This is a genomic window from Roseivirga seohaensis subsp. aquiponti (genome assembly GCF_001267955.1).
Lineage (GTDB): Bacteria > Bacteroidota > Bacteroidia > Cytophagales > Cyclobacteriaceae > Roseivirga > Roseivirga seohaensis.
Genome location: NZ_JSVA01000001.1, coordinates 188,592 through 204,714 on the forward strand (window position 1 = coordinate 188,592; position 16,123 = coordinate 204,714).

Annotated in this window: 11 protein-coding genes; 8 read left to right on the forward strand and 3 right to left on the reverse strand. The window is 40.6% G+C overall.

Annotated elements, in window-relative coordinates; translation table 11 throughout:
- Nucleotides 1-36: 36 nt before the first annotated feature.
- From creD to OB69_RS00780, 6 genes are all read left to right on the forward strand, one after another.
- Nucleotides 37-1,386 carry a cell envelope integrity protein CreD gene (creD, locus tag OB69_RS00755; protein WP_053221775.1) on the forward strand — a complete coding sequence of 450 codons (1,350 nt, stop codon included), beginning with the start codon at nucleotides 37-39 and terminating at the stop codon, nucleotides 1,384-1,386.
- Complete coding sequence (locus OB69_RS00760) at nucleotides 1,376-2,374, forward strand: endonuclease/exonuclease/phosphatase family protein (RefSeq protein ID WP_082338014.1); 999 nt, start codon at nucleotides 1,376-1,378, stop codon at nucleotides 2,372-2,374. Before creD ends, OB69_RS00760 begins: the two co-directional genes overlap by 11 nt.
- Nucleotides 2,371-2,865, forward strand: coding sequence for a hypothetical protein (locus OB69_RS00765; RefSeq protein WP_157608453.1), 495 nt, complete (start codon nucleotides 2,371-2,373; stop codon nucleotides 2,863-2,865). The genes OB69_RS00760 and OB69_RS00765 overlap by 4 nt, the downstream gene beginning before the upstream one ends.
- Before the next feature lie 108 nt (nucleotides 2,866-2,973).
- Nucleotides 2,974-5,835, forward strand: a complete 2,862-nt coding sequence (uvrA, locus tag OB69_RS00770) for an excinuclease ABC subunit UvrA (RefSeq protein ID WP_053221778.1) — start codon at nucleotides 2,974-2,976, stop codon at nucleotides 5,833-5,835.
- A 208-nt stretch (nucleotides 5,836-6,043) separates the two neighbouring features.
- Complete coding sequence (locus OB69_RS00775; RefSeq protein WP_053221779.1) at nucleotides 6,044-7,363, forward strand: acyl-CoA dehydrogenase family protein; 1,320 nt, start codon at nucleotides 6,044-6,046, stop codon at nucleotides 7,361-7,363.
- 110 nt (nucleotides 7,364-7,473) lie between these two features.
- Complete coding sequence (locus tag OB69_RS00780) at nucleotides 7,474-8,502, forward strand: RluA family pseudouridine synthase (protein ID WP_053221780.1); 1,029 nt, start codon at nucleotides 7,474-7,476, stop codon at nucleotides 8,500-8,502.
- On the opposite strand, the gene OB69_RS00785 is transcribed toward OB69_RS00780, so the two are convergent.
- Nucleotides 8,499-9,335 carry a DUF3298 and DUF4163 domain-containing protein gene (locus OB69_RS00785; protein ID WP_053221781.1) on the reverse strand — a complete coding sequence of 279 codons (837 nt, stop codon included), beginning with the start codon at nucleotides 9,333-9,335 and terminating at the stop codon, nucleotides 8,499-8,501. The genes OB69_RS00780 and OB69_RS00785 overlap by 4 nt on opposite strands.
- On the reverse strand, nucleotides 9,332-9,829 hold the full coding sequence (locus tag OB69_RS00790; RefSeq protein WP_053221782.1) for a DUF6702 family protein: 498 nt from the start codon (nucleotides 9,827-9,829) through the stop codon (nucleotides 9,332-9,334). The genes OB69_RS00785 and OB69_RS00790 overlap by 4 nt, the downstream gene beginning before the upstream one ends.
- Nucleotides 9,830-9,919: 90 nt before the next feature.
- On the opposite strand from OB69_RS00790, the gene OB69_RS00795 reads away from it, so the two are divergent.
- Entirely contained in the window at nucleotides 9,920-10,504 is a 585-nt protein-coding gene (locus tag OB69_RS00795; protein ID WP_053221783.1) for a HupE/UreJ family protein, read from the forward strand.
- A gap of 163 nt (nucleotides 10,505-10,667) precedes the next feature.
- Nucleotides 10,668-13,004, forward strand: a complete 2,337-nt coding sequence (locus OB69_RS00800) for a M1 family metallopeptidase (RefSeq protein ID WP_053221784.1) — start codon at nucleotides 10,668-10,670, stop codon at nucleotides 13,002-13,004.
- 67 nt (nucleotides 13,005-13,071) lie between these two features.
- Here OB69_RS00800 and OB69_RS00805 read toward each other — a convergent pair whose 3' ends face one another.
- Entirely contained in the window at nucleotides 13,072-15,957 is a 2,886-nt protein-coding gene (locus tag OB69_RS00805) for a CHAT domain-containing protein (RefSeq protein ID WP_185096838.1), read from the reverse strand.
- Nucleotides 15,958-16,123 lie beyond the last annotated feature (166 nt).

Sequence of the window (16,123 nt, forward strand, 5' to 3'; positions counted from 1 at the left end):
ACTTTGAAATACAAAGTACTTTTAAAATCAATTATTATGGAAGAAAAGCAAGAGTCAATTTTCGAAAAAATTAACAACAACATTAAAACCTCAGTAAGCATAAAGTTGCTGTCCATCGGTTTTCTAATTGCCGTATTATTAATCCCCAACTCAATGATCAAGTCGCTGATCAGCGAAAGGAAAATCAATCAGATCGAAGCAGTAGAAGAAGTCTCTGAAAAATGGGGTGCGCCAGTTGAGATCACTGGGCCTATTCTCACCATTCCGTTTAACAGAACTCACAAAGGAGTTGACGGTCCTTATACCACCAAACACTACGCTCATTTTCTTCCCTCAAAGCTGGACGTAAAAGGTAAGCTGAACCCTGAAAAGAGGAAACGTGGGATTTACGAAGTCATCGTTTACAATTCTGAACTTAGTGTAGAAGGTCAATTCGAGGCCTTGGACTTCAGCAGTTTTCAAGTGGAAGAGGAAAGCATTCTTTGGTCAGAAGCTTTTGTGTCTATCGGTATTCCCGACATGGCGGGTATCCAATCTGATATTCAGATTCAATTTGGAGAAAACACCTATCGTGCGGGTTCGGGAATTCCTGTTCAAGACTTATTGAGCTCTGGAGTCAACAGTAAAGTGGCAATCGATTCGGAGAGTAAATCCATTCCCTTTTCCTTCGATTTAAATATCAACGGAACCGAGTCGCTTTCCTTCAACCCAATTGGCAAAACCACGAATATTAGTTTGGCTTCCACTTGGCCACACCCAAGCTTTGGTGGTCAGTTTTTACCCGATAGCTATAACATTACCGATAATGGTTTTACCGCGGAATGGTCAGTCTTCGATTTGAACAGAAATTACCCTCAACAATGGGAAGGAAAGGCGCATCAAATTAACAACTCAAGTTTTGGTGTTGACCTTTATCAGCCAGTCGATAATTATCAGCGCAACACACGGTCGGCTAAATATGCCATCCTCATTCTGTTTCTCACTTTCATAACCTTTTTCTTTGTTGAAATTCTGAATAAAAAGCGAATTCACCCTATTCAATACATTCTTGTTGGGTTGGCATTAACCGTTTTCTACACCCTGTTGTTATCCCTTTCGGAACAAGTTGGGTTTAACAAAGCTTACTTAATTGCCTCGGCTATTATTGTGGGTATGGTTTCGCTCTACGCTAAATCAATATTGCAAAGCTCAAAGTTGGCAATGGTCATGTTTGGCTTCTTCACCCTCATTTATTCCTTCATTTTCGTCATACTTCAACTCGAAGATTTTGCCCTTTTAGTAGGCAGTTTTGGCCTCGTTGTGGTGCTCGGCTTCTGCATGTATTTATCTAGAAAAGTAGACTGGTATAATATCAAATCTAAAGAAATCATTAGCCATGCGTCATAAGTTAAAACTCAAAATATTAATCCGTATCGGGCTTTTCTTACTTCGAATGTACTGCCTCATGCGTCAGCCTAAAAATAAAGAAAGGGCTTTGGCGGCTGTGCTGCTATTGCCTGCGCTTTTGTTGCTGATCCCAACGTATACTTTTACTCTTACCCTGTTTCAATCCTTCTTGTTTCAGGCCATGTTGGTCTATGGTCTGTTGAGTGTTTTCTGGATCATTCGGCACCATTACCGCTTGGCGGGCATCAACTTTTCTATTTATCTGTTGCTGCTGATTAAGATTAATAGCCCCATTGGTCTGGGCTATCAAATTACTCAAGGAAAGGAACAGATGACAGTTCTTCAGTTCAATGTATTGTCCACCAATGAAGCTTATGAAAGCACCATTGATCGGGTCATTCAACTATCACCCGATTTTGTTTCCTTTCAAGAAGTAAGTGCGGAATGGGCTACCGAATTAAAGAAAGGACTAGCGAATGAATACCCGTTTTCCAAAGTGGTGAGTAATGACGATGCTAGCCAGGGGATTGCTGTCTTTAGCAAACATCCACTAATCGATACGGAAGTGGTGGATTGGGCAGGCACCACCAATATCATCGGAAAGGTGAAAATGCATAAGGAGGAAATTAACTTTTTGGCCTTGCATACCCGTTCGCCAACCACTCGGTTAAAGTGGAATACCCGCAACGAACACTTGAATATAGCTAAGGAATACATCAGCGAAAAGAAAGGTGAATTTCTGGTACTTGGCGATTTCAATACGGTGCCTTGGGACAACCGATTGAAGAATTTCAAATCGACTACCGAGCTGCAGGATAGCCGTAAAAAGCTGACTCCAACTTTCCCTGCTTGGAACCCTTACCTAGCCCAAATCCCGATTGACTACATTTTCCATTCGAAAGGGATTGGTTGTCGCTCTTTGGATTCCGTCAAAATCACTTCAGATCACCTCGCCATTATGGGTACTTATGAATTGAGGGGGATGTGATGGATAGAGAGTTGGCAATGAGAAGGGCTTTCAAACTCTGTTTGTGCTACATACCTTTGATGTTGGGGTATTTATTATTGAGACAGTACTTTCCTTTTATATTCAGAGATGATGGCTTTGAAACTGACTTTATAATATTCGTTGTATTTAGCACTCCTGTAGCTGCGGCTTTCATAGTGCTTATAGACTATTTGAAAAATAGAAAAGAGCGATATTGGTTTGTTAGTTTTATTTTAGGGATTGGATTTACGCTCTTCACTTGGGTCACGGCCATGATTTTCGTTTTTCTCGGTGAGGGCTTCAACGATCGAGAAAGAATTCTATATGAGCACAAGTACTATTCGGATAGAAAGATCATTCTTGAGGAGAACTATGACTCACATCAAAGGCGAATTATCATGGTTTCTGATTTCACACCTTGGTTTCAATGGGTTCGAGAAGTTGATATAAACAAGGTGGATCTCAAACGTTGGAAAAAAGTGAGCCGTTGATACAACTAATAATTAGCCCTTCATCCAAACATTAATAATCAACCCTAAGTTGTAATTCCATCTGTAAATCCTGACCTTTGCCAATTGTCTGTTTTTGGCAGCACATCCATGGAAAAACTCAAGGAAAACGTAAAAATCGATCTCGCTCCAATAGACCTTTCTGGTCATGAAAACATAGAAATTTTCGGGGCGAGAGAACACAATCTCAAGAATATTGACACGGTAATTCCCCGAAACAAACTGGTAGTAATTACCGGTATTTCTGGTTCTGGAAAATCGTCCTTGGCTTTCGATACCATTTATGCTGAAGGTCAGCGCAGGTACATGGAAAGCTTTTCGGCCTACGCTCGTTCTTTTATTGGCGATATGGAAAGACCCGATGTAGACAAAATCAACGGCCTGAGTCCGGTAATTTCCATCGAACAAAAAACCACTTCAAAGAACCCGCGCTCTACCGTGGGCACACTTACCGAGATTTACGATTTCCTCCGTTTGTTTTATGCCCGTGCGGGCGAAGCCTATTCTTATAACACAGGCAAAAAAATGATTCGTCAGTCGGAGGATCAAGTAATTGACCACCTGATTGAAAACTTTGAAGGAAAGAAATTGATCCTTTTGGCGCCAGTCGTGAAAGGTAGAAAAGGGCACTATCGCGAACTCTTTGTGCAGATTCGAAAAATGGGTTTCACCAAAGTGCGTATCGATGGTGAAGTGATGGACATGGAGCCAAAGATGCAGGTGGATCGTTACAAAACCCACGATATTGAAATTGTGGTCGATCGAATTGTCGCTAAGAAAGAAGACCGTTACCGCATTGCACAAAGCGTAAAAACTGCCATGACACATGGAAAAGGTGTCATTATGGTGAGTGATGAAAACGATCAAGTCCATCATTTCTCTAAGTATTTAATGGACCCAGAAAGCGGCTTGTCTTATGACGAACCTGCCCCAAACTCCTTTTCTTTCAATTCGCCATACGGTGCTTGCCCAAGCTGTAACGGGTTAGGGAAAGTAGAAGAAATCAGTCGTGAAGCCGTAATTCCAGACGATAAGTTGAGCATTAGCCGTGGAGGAATTGCGCCCCTTGGCGACTACCGCGACATCTGGATTTTCAAGAAAATTGAGGCCATCCTCAAACGTTACAAGGTTAGCCTTAGCACCCCTATAAAGAATATTCCTGAGGAGGTAATGCATACGCTTTTATATGGCGATGACGTGGCTGTGGCGGTAAGTTCAAAGAAGTATCCCGGCACGGAATGGAACACTAAATTCGAAGGCATAATTTCTTTTCTAGAGAAACAAAAAGACGAAGGAACGGAGAAAACCCGCAAGTGGATTGAAGACTTTATGTCGATTAAAACCTGCCCTGAATGTAATGGTGCAAGGCTAAAGAAAGAATCACTGCATTTTAAAATTGCAGAAAAGAACATTTCAGAGCTGGCTCAAATGGATATTGACAGCCTTTGGGAATGGTTCGAAAACCTAGAAGAGCGACTGACGGATAAGCAGAAAATTATTGCTACGGAAGTGCTTAAAGAAATCCGAAAACGCATCGGCTTCTTGCTTGATGTAGGTTTGAATTACCTAATGCTCGACCGACCGCTAAGAACCCTTTCTGGTGGCGAGGCACAGCGAATTCGTTTAGCGACCCAAATTGGTACACAACTAGTTGGAGTGCTTTATATCATGGATGAGCCGAGTATTGGCTTGCATCAGAGAGACAATGTGAAGCTGATCAAAGCCCTTCAGGACTTACGCGATATCGGCAACACGATTATTGTGGTTGAGCACGATAAGGACATGATGTTGGCTTCGGATTACATCATCGATATTGGGCCGGGTGCGGGTCGACATGGGGGAAATGTGGTGGCTGCAGGAGAACCCGATTCGTTTTTGTCGCAGGGTAGCACCACAGCCGATTATTTAAAAGGCATCAAGAAAATTGAGGTTCCGAAAGAAAGAAGAGAAGGCAACGGAGAAAAACTAGTGCTGAAAGGTGCGAAAGGAAACAACCTGAAAAACGTAACCTTAAAGCTCGATTTGGGTAAAATGATTTGCATTACGGGTGTTTCTGGAAGTGGAAAATCAACCCTGATTCATGAAACACTTTTCCCGATTCTGAACCAGTATTTCTTTCGCTCCAGAAAAACGCCAATGGAGTATGAAAGCTTCGAAGGCATCAAAAATATTGACAAAGTAATTGAGGTAGATCAGTCACCAATTGGTAGAACGCCACGTTCGAACCCTGCTACTTACACTGGCGTTTTCAGCGATATTCGATCGCTGTTTACCGAATTGCCAGAAGCGAAAATCAGAGGCTATAAGCCCGGGCGTTTCTCTTTCAATGTAAAAGGTGGACGTTGCGAAACCTGCGAGGGTGCCGGAATGAAGTTGATTGAAATGGACTTTCTGCCAAACGTTCATGTGCCTTGCGAAACCTGCAAAGGCAAGCGCTACAACCGCGAAACTTTAGAGGTGCGCTACAAAGGTAAATCGATTTCTGATGTGCTCGATATGACGGTGGAACAAGCCGTAGAGTTCTTCGAGCACATGCCGAAAATACTCCGCAAAATTCAAACCCTAAACGATGTTGGCTTAGGCTACATTTCGCTTGGCCAGCACGCTACTACACTTTCAGGCGGGGAAGCACAACGCGTAAAATTAGCGACAGAACTTTCCAAAAAAGACACGGGAAAAACCCTCTATATTTTGGATGAACCTACCACGGGTCTTCACTTCCAGGACATTCAACATTTACTGGATGTACTGAACCGATTGGTAGATAAAGGCAATACGGTTTTGGTTATTGAACACAATATGGACGTGGTGAAAGTGGCTGACCATGTAATTGACCTGGGCCCAGAAGGTGGAGAAAAAGGCGGAATGATTATAGCCGAAGGCACCCCCGAAAAAGTGGCCAAAAGCACGAAGGGCTATACGGCTAAGTTTTTGAAGGAGGAGTTGGGGTAGTTATTCGTTATTGGGGAATTAGTTAAGAGTTGATCAGGGATCGGGATACCAGTTGTTAAGTAAAAATACTAATTTAACTGTCATGCTGCTCCGAGGCTTCGGAGTGTTTCACACCCGTTTAATTAGAGAGACTCTGAAACAAGTTCAGAGTGACCACTATATTAAAACCTTAATTCCCAAACCAAGTTTATAAGCTAAACTATAAACTATGTCTGTTTTCTCCAGCCTGCGCAAATTCGGTAAAGTATTCTCTCAAATCGATGTATCCGAAACCATCGATGCCCTAGGTAAACTCAATCAAACCGAGCTTTACCAAATCATGAAAATCATTAAGTCGAAGGGCAAAGTGTACCAGCCGCCAGAGATAGACGGAGATTATTACCACCTCAGCCGTTTTCTTACACCAGAAGAAAGAGAAATTCAGCTGAAAGTGCGTGAGTTCATGAACGAGCATGTAAAGCCCATCGCTAACGACTGCTGGAATAAAGCTAAATTCCCGTTGGAGTTGATTCCAAAAATGGCAGAACTCAACATTGCTGGCTTAACTTATGAAGGTTACGACAGCCCTATGGGAAGCTATTTGCTCGAAGGTTTTATTACCATGGAAATGGCCAGGGTCGATACGTCTATTTCCACCTTTTTTGGGGTGCAAAGTGGTTTGGCCATGGGCAGTATTTATTTCTGCGGAAGTGAAGAACAAAAATGGAAATGGTTACCAGCTATGCAAAGAATGGAGAAAATTGGCGCTTTTGGTTTGACGGAACCCAACGTGGGTTCGGCTGTAGCGGGAGGTCTGGAAACTACCTGCAAAAGAGACGGAGATAGCTGGGTTTTGAACGGCCAAAAGAAGTGGATTGGCAATGCAACCTTTGCTGACCTAACCATTATTTGGGCGAGAGATCTGGACGATAATCAGGTAAAAGGCTTTATTGTAGAAAAAGGAACAAAGGGTTTTAAGGCCGAAAAGCAAGAGGATAAAATGGCCTTACGAACCGTTCAAAATGCGCTGATCACCTTAACCAATTGTGAGATTTCTGAAGAAAATAGATTGCAAGAATGTAATTCGTTTAAAGATACTTCTAAAGTATTAAAAGCTACCCGAGCTGGTGTGGCTTGGCAGGCGGTGGGTTGTGCCAGAGGTGCTTACGAATGTGCTTTAGAATATTCTACCCAACGCTACCAATTCGGAAAACCCATTGCGAGTTTTCAGCTGGTACAAGATTTATTGGTGCAAATGCTTACCGATTTAACCGCCATTCAGAGCATGGCTTTTCACCTTTCAAAATTACAAGATGAAGGAACAATGACGGACCAGCAGGCTTCATTGGCCAAAGTGGCTTGTACAAAACACACAAGAGAAATTGTCGGTCACGCGCGCGAGATTTTTGGCGGAAACGGAATTTTGCTGGAGCACAACATCGCCAGATTTGTGGCCGATGCCGAAGCGCTCTATACTTATGAAGGCACCAAAGAAGTGAACTCGCTGATTGTGGGCAGAGACATTACTGGAATTAGCGCTTTTGTTTAATGAAAGTGCCAAACAACTGATTTTCTGATCCCTGTTCAACTTCTTGGCCAAAGGCCATGCCCTTGCTTTATAAGCCTTAATAGCGGAAGTTTGTAGCCAGATAGGAATACATGAAGAATTACGCGGAAGACATAGACGAACAAGACGAACTTTTTGAACATCATAGAATTGTGGCAGACAAAGGTCAGGTGCCTTATCGGATAGACAAATTCTTGATGGACAGATTGCCCAATGTGACCCGAAATAAGGTGCAGCAAGGCATTAAAGATGGTTTTGTATTAGTTAATGGTGAAGCGATAAAACCTAATTATAAGGTACACCCGGGTGATGAAATTGTGGTGGCTTTGCCTGAGCCTCCGCGCGATACCGAAGTAGTTGCGGAAAATATTCCTCTCAATATTGTATTTGAAGACGATCACTTGATGATCGTAAATAAAGAGGCGGGAATGGTGGTGCATCCTGCTTATAACAATTGGTCGGGTACGTTGGTAAATGCGCTCACCTACCATTTTCAGAACCTGCCTACCATGCAAAACAATGAGGGCAGACCTGGCCTTGTACACCGAATAGACAAAGATACTTCTGGACTTTTGGTGATTGCCAAAAGCGAAAAGGCTATGGCTGGCTTGGCCAAGCAGTTTTTCGATCACTCTATTGAGCGTACCTATTATGCTTTAGTTTGGGGCGAACCCAATGAAGAAATGGGCACTATTGATGTAAACCTTGGCCGTAGTGAAAAGGACCGTAGAGTAACCGTGGCCATTGAAGATGGAAGTCGTGGCCGCCATGCGGTAACGCACTATAAAATTTTGAAGAAGCTCCGTTACGTAACTCTAATCCAGTGTAACCTAGAAACAGGCCGAACGCATCAAATTAGAGCGCATATGAAACACCTTGGGCATCCGCTTTTTAATGATGCTACTTATGGTGGAGATAAAGTTTTGAAGGGGACACAATTTTCTAAGTACAAATCTTTTGTAGACAACTGCTTTAAAATTATGCCTAGGCAAGCCCTTCACGCCAAATCATTAGGTTTTGTACATCCAGTAACGGGTAAGTTTGAGCAATTCAATTCAGAATTGCCTGAAGACTTTAAAGCGGTACTTGAAAAGTGGGAGCACTACGTGCAACACAATTAATCGTTCAGATCGTGAAGAACTCCTGATGGTTTGATCAGGTTTACATAGTCCGTCAACTTTAGCTCTAGCTCAGTTGGCCCCATAGAATAAGGGCCAATTTCGTATGCATTGTAATAAAACAACAAGGTCTTATTCATAATGGCAAAATTGCTATTGAGCTGAAATTGGCCATTTTCAAAGAAGTAACCTTGTTCATCTAAAGGTTCGCTAGGCGGAATTTTCTTGTCCATGCGAAATTCTATTTCGGCTAACTTATTCAGTTCTTCTTCATAACCTTCTACCAGAATATCGCTTAGTTCTAATGCTTTTCCAGTGGTGAGGTCATAACTTCGGTACAATTGCATAGAGTTGGGGTGCGCACCACCCGTGAAGGTGAAAATGGTGGTTGCAGTACTGATATAGCTTGAATCTTGATGAATGATATCTGAGCTAATTTCTAGAAGCCAGCCAGTTTTATAATCTTTGTTTTCATCGAGTATTTTTTCATACTCTTGGCTCATTTCCTCAATCAGCAATTTGAAGTCATCTTTAGGCTCGCTGATAAAGGCATAGTTCAAAATATCATGCTGTATTTGTCGGTTGATCGAATCCAACACTGCGTCAGAGGCACCGCCTTCGAGAGTTGGGTACTGAATTTCTATACTCAAACATTTTTCTCCTTTTCCATCGGCCACGCATGGCCCTTTTTTCTCTGAAATTTTATTGAGTTCGTAACTCACAAAAGTGGCTTTTGGAATAGGCTGAACCACTTCTGGAGTAGTTACACTTTCCTTTTTTCCAAACTCACAAGCGGTAAGTAAAAGCAGTATAGATAAAAAACCTAAAGGTTTCATTGGGTAAATTTAAAGAGGTGTGAAATTTCCTTTTTATTGAGTTTATAGCTTTTTAGCTGATTGTTCACCTTGAGGTGAACAATGTTTTCTTGCTCCGGAAACGACTCGAATAATACAACGTTCGAAATGTCTAACTCAGAAATGGAGCTTATGTTTTTTACTTCAATATAGCACCAGCGCGCATCGCCTTCTAACTCGCTACCGATATAATCGAGTTTGGCATTTTTACCATCAATTGTAATGAAAATCTTGGCTTGAATGTATTCATTAATCAAACTGTCGAGTTTTTTTGGGTCTTTAGGTTTGTAGGTGTCTATGTAGTCCATTTTATGGAAGCTCTGAAGGCCAGTGGCGAGATCGTCCATAAATATGCGTTGGCTAATTTGAAGTGCTTTTGCCTCTCGATTGTACTCCATATCGCAAACACTCACATGAAAAGGGTGTAAGCTCCAAAAAAGGCCAATTATCACCGTATATAAAAGCTTAGTGGGCATGGTTTAAGCTATTTGTATGTGCTTCAAAAATTAAGTTTTATTATTGCAAAGCTAAGTGAAAATCTGTGAGCAAGTCACCAAAATACAAGAATGGATCAGTTTAAGCTTTATTTCCAACTAGGACACGAACACATCCTCGACATCTATGGTTTCGACCACATACTTTTTGTAATCGCGCTTTGTGCCATTTACGTAGCCCAAGATTGGAAAAAAGTACTGATTCTGGTCACCGCTTTTACCATTGGACATTCCATTACACTTGCTTTAAGTACTTTCGAACTAGTCAATTTCCGTACCGATATCATCGAATTTTTAATTCCTGTTACCATTTTCATTACTGCTTTTAGCAATATTATTCGCAAACAAAACTCGTTAAAACCTTCGGTACTCAACCTCAATTACTTTTTTGCCCTGTTTTTTGGTCTGATTCATGGTTTAGGTTTTTCGAATTATTTAAAAAGCCTTTTAGGAAAAAACGAGAGTATCATTACCCAATTATTGGCCTTCAATATTGGTCTTGAACTCGGACAAATAATCATTGTTGCTGTTTTCATGATTATTTCAGCAGTTTTTACTGGCCTATTTAGCGTTTCAAGAAGAGACTGGAATTTGGTAGTTTCTTCTGCTATTGCTGGTATAGCAATTACCATGATGATAGAGATGAAGTTTTGGTAATACCCTCTCGGCTTTCAGAGGAAAGAGATTAAACTATATCTATCAATTCTAGAATAGCTTTTATAAATTGAGCCCTTATTTCTCGAGGTTTTAGAGGAAAGATATTTGCCTTTTGAGAGAAAGGTTACCAAATAAGATTTAAAAATCTAATAAACGAATGAATATGAAACGATTACTTTTCGTAGTAGCAGCGGTTGTTTTCATTTCTGGCCAATCTTTGGCCCAAGTGATTAATAGCAACCACGGTAAACGTTTTGAGCAATTGGAGCGAATGCTCCGTGACCCAAGTGTGTACCGTACCGCGTCTGGAGCACCAGGCCATGAATATTGGCAACAAAAGGCCGACTATGTGATTGAAGCCGAGTTGGACGATACCAATCAGCGACTGACGGGTTCTGAAAAAATCACATATTACAACAACTCCCCTGATGCACTTCAGTATTTGTGGATTTCTTTAGATGAGAACGTAAGACAACCAGATAACCCGGTGTATAAATGGGAAGAAAGTGCTATTCGAAGCAGAATGAGTTATGATCAGATTAAAGCACTAAATGGTCACGATAACGATTGGGGCTTTCACATTACCGAAGTGAAAGATGCCAAAGGAGCCGACATGACCTATACCATTAACCAAACAATGATGCGAATCGACCTTCCTTCGCCTTTGAAGCCAGGAGATAAAATGACATTCGGAATTAAATGGTGGTACAATACAACGCCAAGAGATGAATCTGGTGCTAGAGGTGGTCATGAGTATTTTCCTGAAGATGGAAACTACTTGTATACCATTACTGGCTGGTATCCAAGAATGGCCGTATATTCTGATTTCCAAGGCTGGAACAACAAGCAGTTTACAGGCCGTGGAGAGTTTGCTTTGACTTTTGGAGATTTTGACGTAAAAATGACAGTGCCAAACGATCATATTGTTGGTTCAACAGGGGTACTTCAAAATCCTAACGCTGTACTGACTGCGGAACAAAGAAAAAGATGGGAGCAAGCGAAAAAATCGCATGATGAGCCAGTTGAAATTGTGACTTTAGAAGAAGCCAAAGCGGCTGAAAAAGGAAAACCAACAGGTAAGAAAACTTGGAATTTTAAAGCGGAAAATGTTCGCGATTTTGCATGGACATCTTCTAGAAAATTTGTTTGGGATGCGATGGCCGTAGATATTGAAGGCCGTAGTGAAAACCCAATGGCCATGTCGTACTATGCGAAAGAAGCCTATGGAATTTATGCGCGTTATTCAACCAAAGCCGTAGCACATACGCTTAAAACGTATTCAAAATATACTATTCCATATCCGTACCCAGTAGCGATTTCTGTAGAGGCTTCTAACGGAATGGAGTACCCAATGATTTGCTTTAACTATGGAAGAACATTGCCTGACGGCACTTACCCAGAATCGACCAAATGGGGTGCAATTGGTGTAATCATTCACGAAGTTGGCCATAACTTCTTTCCTATGATTGTAAACTCTGATGAGCGCCAATGGACATGGATGGATGAAGGTTTGAACACTTTCATGCAATACTTAACCGAGCAAGAGTTTGATGAAAACTATCCGTCAAGAAGAGGCCCAGCACATAAAATTGCTCCTTACATGGCTTTACCAAAAGACCAGCTAGAGCCAATTATGACGAACTCTGAAAATATTATTGGTTTTGGAAATAACGCTTATGCTAAAGCGGCTACTGGTTTAAATATTTTGAGAGAAACCATTATGGGCCGTGAACTTTTTGATTTTGCCTTTAAAGAATATGCAAAACGTTGGGCTTTCAAACACCCTACTCCAGACGATCTTTTCAGAACTTTAGAAGATGCTTCTGCTGTAGATATCGACTGGTTTATTAGAGGCTGGTACTTTACAATTGACCATACTGATATTTCGATTGACGATGTAAAATGGTACAAACTAGATACTAAAAATCCAGAGGTGGAATACCCAAGAATGAAGGCAGAAGCAGCAGAAGCTGATTATGACATCAGAAAGGACAAGAATAAAGAAGAAGGCATGACATATTATGCAGAGAAGGACAAAGGCCTTCAGGATTTCTATTATTCTTATGATGAATTCAAAGTGACCGAAGAGGCTAAAACTGCCTACCGAAGATTCAGTGCTTCATTAAGCGATGAGGAAAGAGCCATGTTAGGTAGTAACAAAAACTTCTACCAAATAGATTTTTCTAATCAAGGCGGCCTCGTAATGCCAATCATTATTGAATGGACTTATGCCGATGGAACTACTGAAATTGAAAGAATTCCTGCTTATATCTGGAGAAAGAACGAAGATAAAGTGACCAAGGCTTTTATGAAAGACAAGGAAGTGGTTCAGATTCGAATTGACCCTAAGCGCGAAACAGCAGATACCAATGAAGACAATAATTACTTCCCAAGAGTAAATAAGCCTTCTCGTTTCGAAATGTTTAGAGGTGGAGGCGCTGGCGCCAGAGGTCAAGCAACAGGTTCTAACCCAATGCAAAGAGCTAACGGAGGAAATTAATCAATTCCTCAATTAAGATTAAGCCCAGAGTATAATTGTGCTCTGGGCTTTTTTTTAGTGTCTCGGATTAAACTCCTGAAGATTGATCTGATTTCTTTTTCCGCCAGAGTGGAAGAAAAATTAGCAATAGGGCGGTAACCGAAGCTATAAGTACTATGTTGACCCAGCTCTGGTTTGTTGTTTCAATTGTTATTGGCGAACCTAATGATATGAACGCTGCCCAATAATAAGGGTGTGCCGTATAATTGTCAGAGTTTTGTAAATAGTCTCTTTTGGTTTGGCCAATGGCTCTATTTATCGGTACTTTTTCATTCAGAAGCTTATGTGTATTTACCATTAATTCTGAAGTAACTTTGTCATTTACACTCCAAAGGCTCATTACAATAGAGGGTACCCCCACTATGGCAAAACCCCTTGCAATGCTAAAAGCACCCTCACCTTTATTTATTTCTCCTACGCCACTTTCGCAGGCGCTAAGTATGGCTAGCCTAGCTTGTAAACCAGCTAGGTAGAGGTCGCTGGTTTTAAGAACGTTATCTTTACCGTTGAAAATCAGTTTGGATTCGTATTTTCCTGTACTATCAGCTAGGCCATGTATGGCCAAATGAAGCACATCGTAATCTTTTGCTGTTTTCAGAAAAACGCTTTTAGTTCCTTCATTTCCTAGGTAGTAGTCACCCTCTATTTTTGATTGTAGGTACTTAATTTCTCTGTCTGTACCAGGTAGAGCGGCAAAGCCCAAGTTGTTATCTCCCTGACTATAACCAATACCCATTAAATTCTTTGAGCTTTTTTTAGCTGTTGTTTTGTTTAAATCTCGATCTGAGGAAAGCTGATAATTAATGACATGGCTATTAATAAGGTAGGGTAAGTTCTTAAACGACCTAGGATTTTCAACCTTAGAAGTAATCAGGGTTTCAAATGGCAGTCGTGATAAATACTCATCTGGTATAATTGTGAGTTCGTTTATCTTACTATCCAATTGGTCGATAACAGGCTTAAGAAGTAGGCTATAGATATATTCAGCGTTTTCACAAAATGCTCTAAGCTTGTTCTCATAATCCGAAAGCTGTGGTCTGTTGCCTACCTCTGAAATTAAGTCATTAAACGAATTTTTGAATCGCTCGTCAATATCTACCCTTTCAAAAACCTGCTTATTGGCCGATTTCCCTAATAAGAATATTTGATTTTCGCCTACAAAAAACTCGATTATGGCTTTGTTTTCGGCTATTCTATCTGTGTTACCGCTTTTGAAAATCAGGTGGTCGTCATTGATTTGGTCTTCTAAAAATAGGGAAACACTGTCTTTTAAATCTTTCAGTTTTTCACTGGCATTCAATAACCTATTGTTGATTCGGCCTACAGAATCGCTGGTGGGTGATGATTTATCTAAGATTGAATAGAAAGTAGAGTTTAAACCTTCTATTTCGGTTTTTAACTGGTAAAACTCATTTCTTAAATATTGAGGAACATTGGAGTTTTGAATTTTGCCAAACTCACCCGATTGCTCTAAAAATAACACCGCTTTACTCAGCCTGAAAAATTCAGAAGCATTTTCGAACCCAAGCTTTTTGTTGCCAAGGTTAAACATTAAATATGATGCTTCTATACCTGCTTCATACAACGACTTAAAGTTTTCTGACAAGAACAGTTTGCCTTCGGTTCTCATTAGTTCTTGTCTACTGCTCATCAAAATATTGTGTGTGTTACTGGCATAATTGCTAGCGGATAACAATACGTTTAAACTGTCTTTTAGGCTTTGGTTATAATAACTGATTAGTGATATGGCTTTGTCGCGCAAAGAGCTAAGCGCAGTAATTGTAAGTTTTTGGTTTTTAATTTCGGGGAATCCTAAAATATCTGCCGTGTAGTATTCCGGAATACTGTTTCTGACAGCAGAATCATAGTAATTAAACGAAAGTTCTGCTTTGCCAAGCTCTTGATAAAGCGAGCCTGCTACATTAAATAGCGATTCGGCCTGTTTGTTTGGAAAGGTGGGCCTCAACTCGTTTAAAACATCTTCTATATAGGATTTGGCATCTTCGTAATTTTTCAAACCAAGTAATCCGTTAGCAATGTTTATTTTTTGTTGAATAGTAAATCGAGACTCCGTATCGTTTACTTTCACGATTTCTTGAAGACTTTTAATGGACTCTTCATATCGTTTTAAACCCAGTAGAATGGCCGCTTTTAAGGCTTTTATTCCAATAATTCCGTTTTCTACCCTTTCTCTTTCTTTAGGAGAAAGTGGCCCGAAAAACTGTGTTATATTTTTGGTCTCACTGATTAACTCATTACATACTTTCAGTCCCCTCTCAAAGTCTTTCATTTTATAGAGTACATTGCCCAGATTAAATCGAGAATCTATATATCTCGATTTGCTAACAGAGTCATGTTTTTCTTTTGAGTAAGCTACTTCCTCAATAGCGTAGGCCAATGCTTGTGCGTAATCTCCTTTTTGCATATACACCTTGGCGAAGTCGTTCATCACATAGAGAATTTCATCTGGGTTAGGGTTTTCTTTACTCAACCTAGTTTCCATCCGTTTTTCTAAATACTTTGCAAGAGTGTCTAGGTTCATTTCTCCGTAACTGTAGGCATAATATTTATACTCAATCAAGGTCTCGTAATAGGCCGAATCGTAGTTTTTTGAAGCCTGATAAACTGTTTGGGCAGAGTCTAAATCTGAGCCAGCATTGTAGAAATTGTTTGTGCTGTGTTCTATATATCCTCTTCTAAAGTACGCTCTCGACAGTAAAAAGTGATTTTTTGGAAGGTGTTTCTTAGCCGTTTCGACTGATTTATTTGCTGAAGCTAAAGCCAGAGAATCGCGCCTCATGCTATATAGAATCATGGCGTTTCGCTCGAATAGAAAAGTCAGAGTCTCATAGTCTTTTGAAGTTTCAACTTGAGGTAATATTGATTGAATATACTCTAAACTGTTGGCGTTCATTAGATACGGATTTTGCCGATCTTCTTTGAGCTTTTCGTTGAGTTGATTAACCCATGTATTTTTAAATTCAAAGGGTGTTTTTACTTTGCTAAAATCGCTTTGCTGGGCATTTAGCTGGGCACATAGAAATATTAGTAAAAGCCAGCTTAGTAGGGTAAAGTTAGAA

Coding starts and splice junctions, on each gene's coding strand:
- OB69_RS00800 (WP_053221784.1), top strand. CDS start 10,668: ATGAAACGATTACTTTTCGTAGTAGCAGCGGTTGTTTTCATTTCTGGC.
- OB69_RS00780 (WP_053221780.1), top strand. CDS start 7,474: ATGAAGAATTACGCGGAAGACATAGACGAACAAGACGAACTTTTTGAA.
- OB69_RS00795 (WP_053221783.1), top strand. CDS start 9,920: ATGGATCAGTTTAAGCTTTATTTCCAACTAGGACACGAACACATCCTC.
- creD (WP_053221775.1), top strand. CDS start 37: ATGGAAGAAAAGCAAGAGTCAATTTTCGAAAAAATTAACAACAACATT.
- OB69_RS00785 (WP_053221781.1), bottom strand. CDS start 9,335: ATGAAACCTTTAGGTTTTTTATCTATACTGCTTTTACTTACCGCTTGT.
- OB69_RS00760 (WP_082338014.1), top strand. CDS start 1,376: ATGCGTCATAAGTTAAAACTCAAAATATTAATCCGTATCGGGCTTTTC.
- OB69_RS00805 (WP_185096838.1), bottom strand. CDS start 15,957: ATGAACGCCAACAGTTTAGAGTATATTCAATCAATATTACCTCAAGTT.
- OB69_RS00775 (WP_053221779.1), top strand. CDS start 6,044: ATGTCTGTTTTCTCCAGCCTGCGCAAATTCGGTAAAGTATTCTCTCAA.
- OB69_RS00790 (WP_053221782.1), bottom strand. CDS start 9,829: ATGCCCACTAAGCTTTTATATACGGTGATAATTGGCCTTTTTTGGAGC.
- uvrA (WP_053221778.1), top strand. CDS start 2,974: ATGGAAAAACTCAAGGAAAACGTAAAAATCGATCTCGCTCCAATAGAC.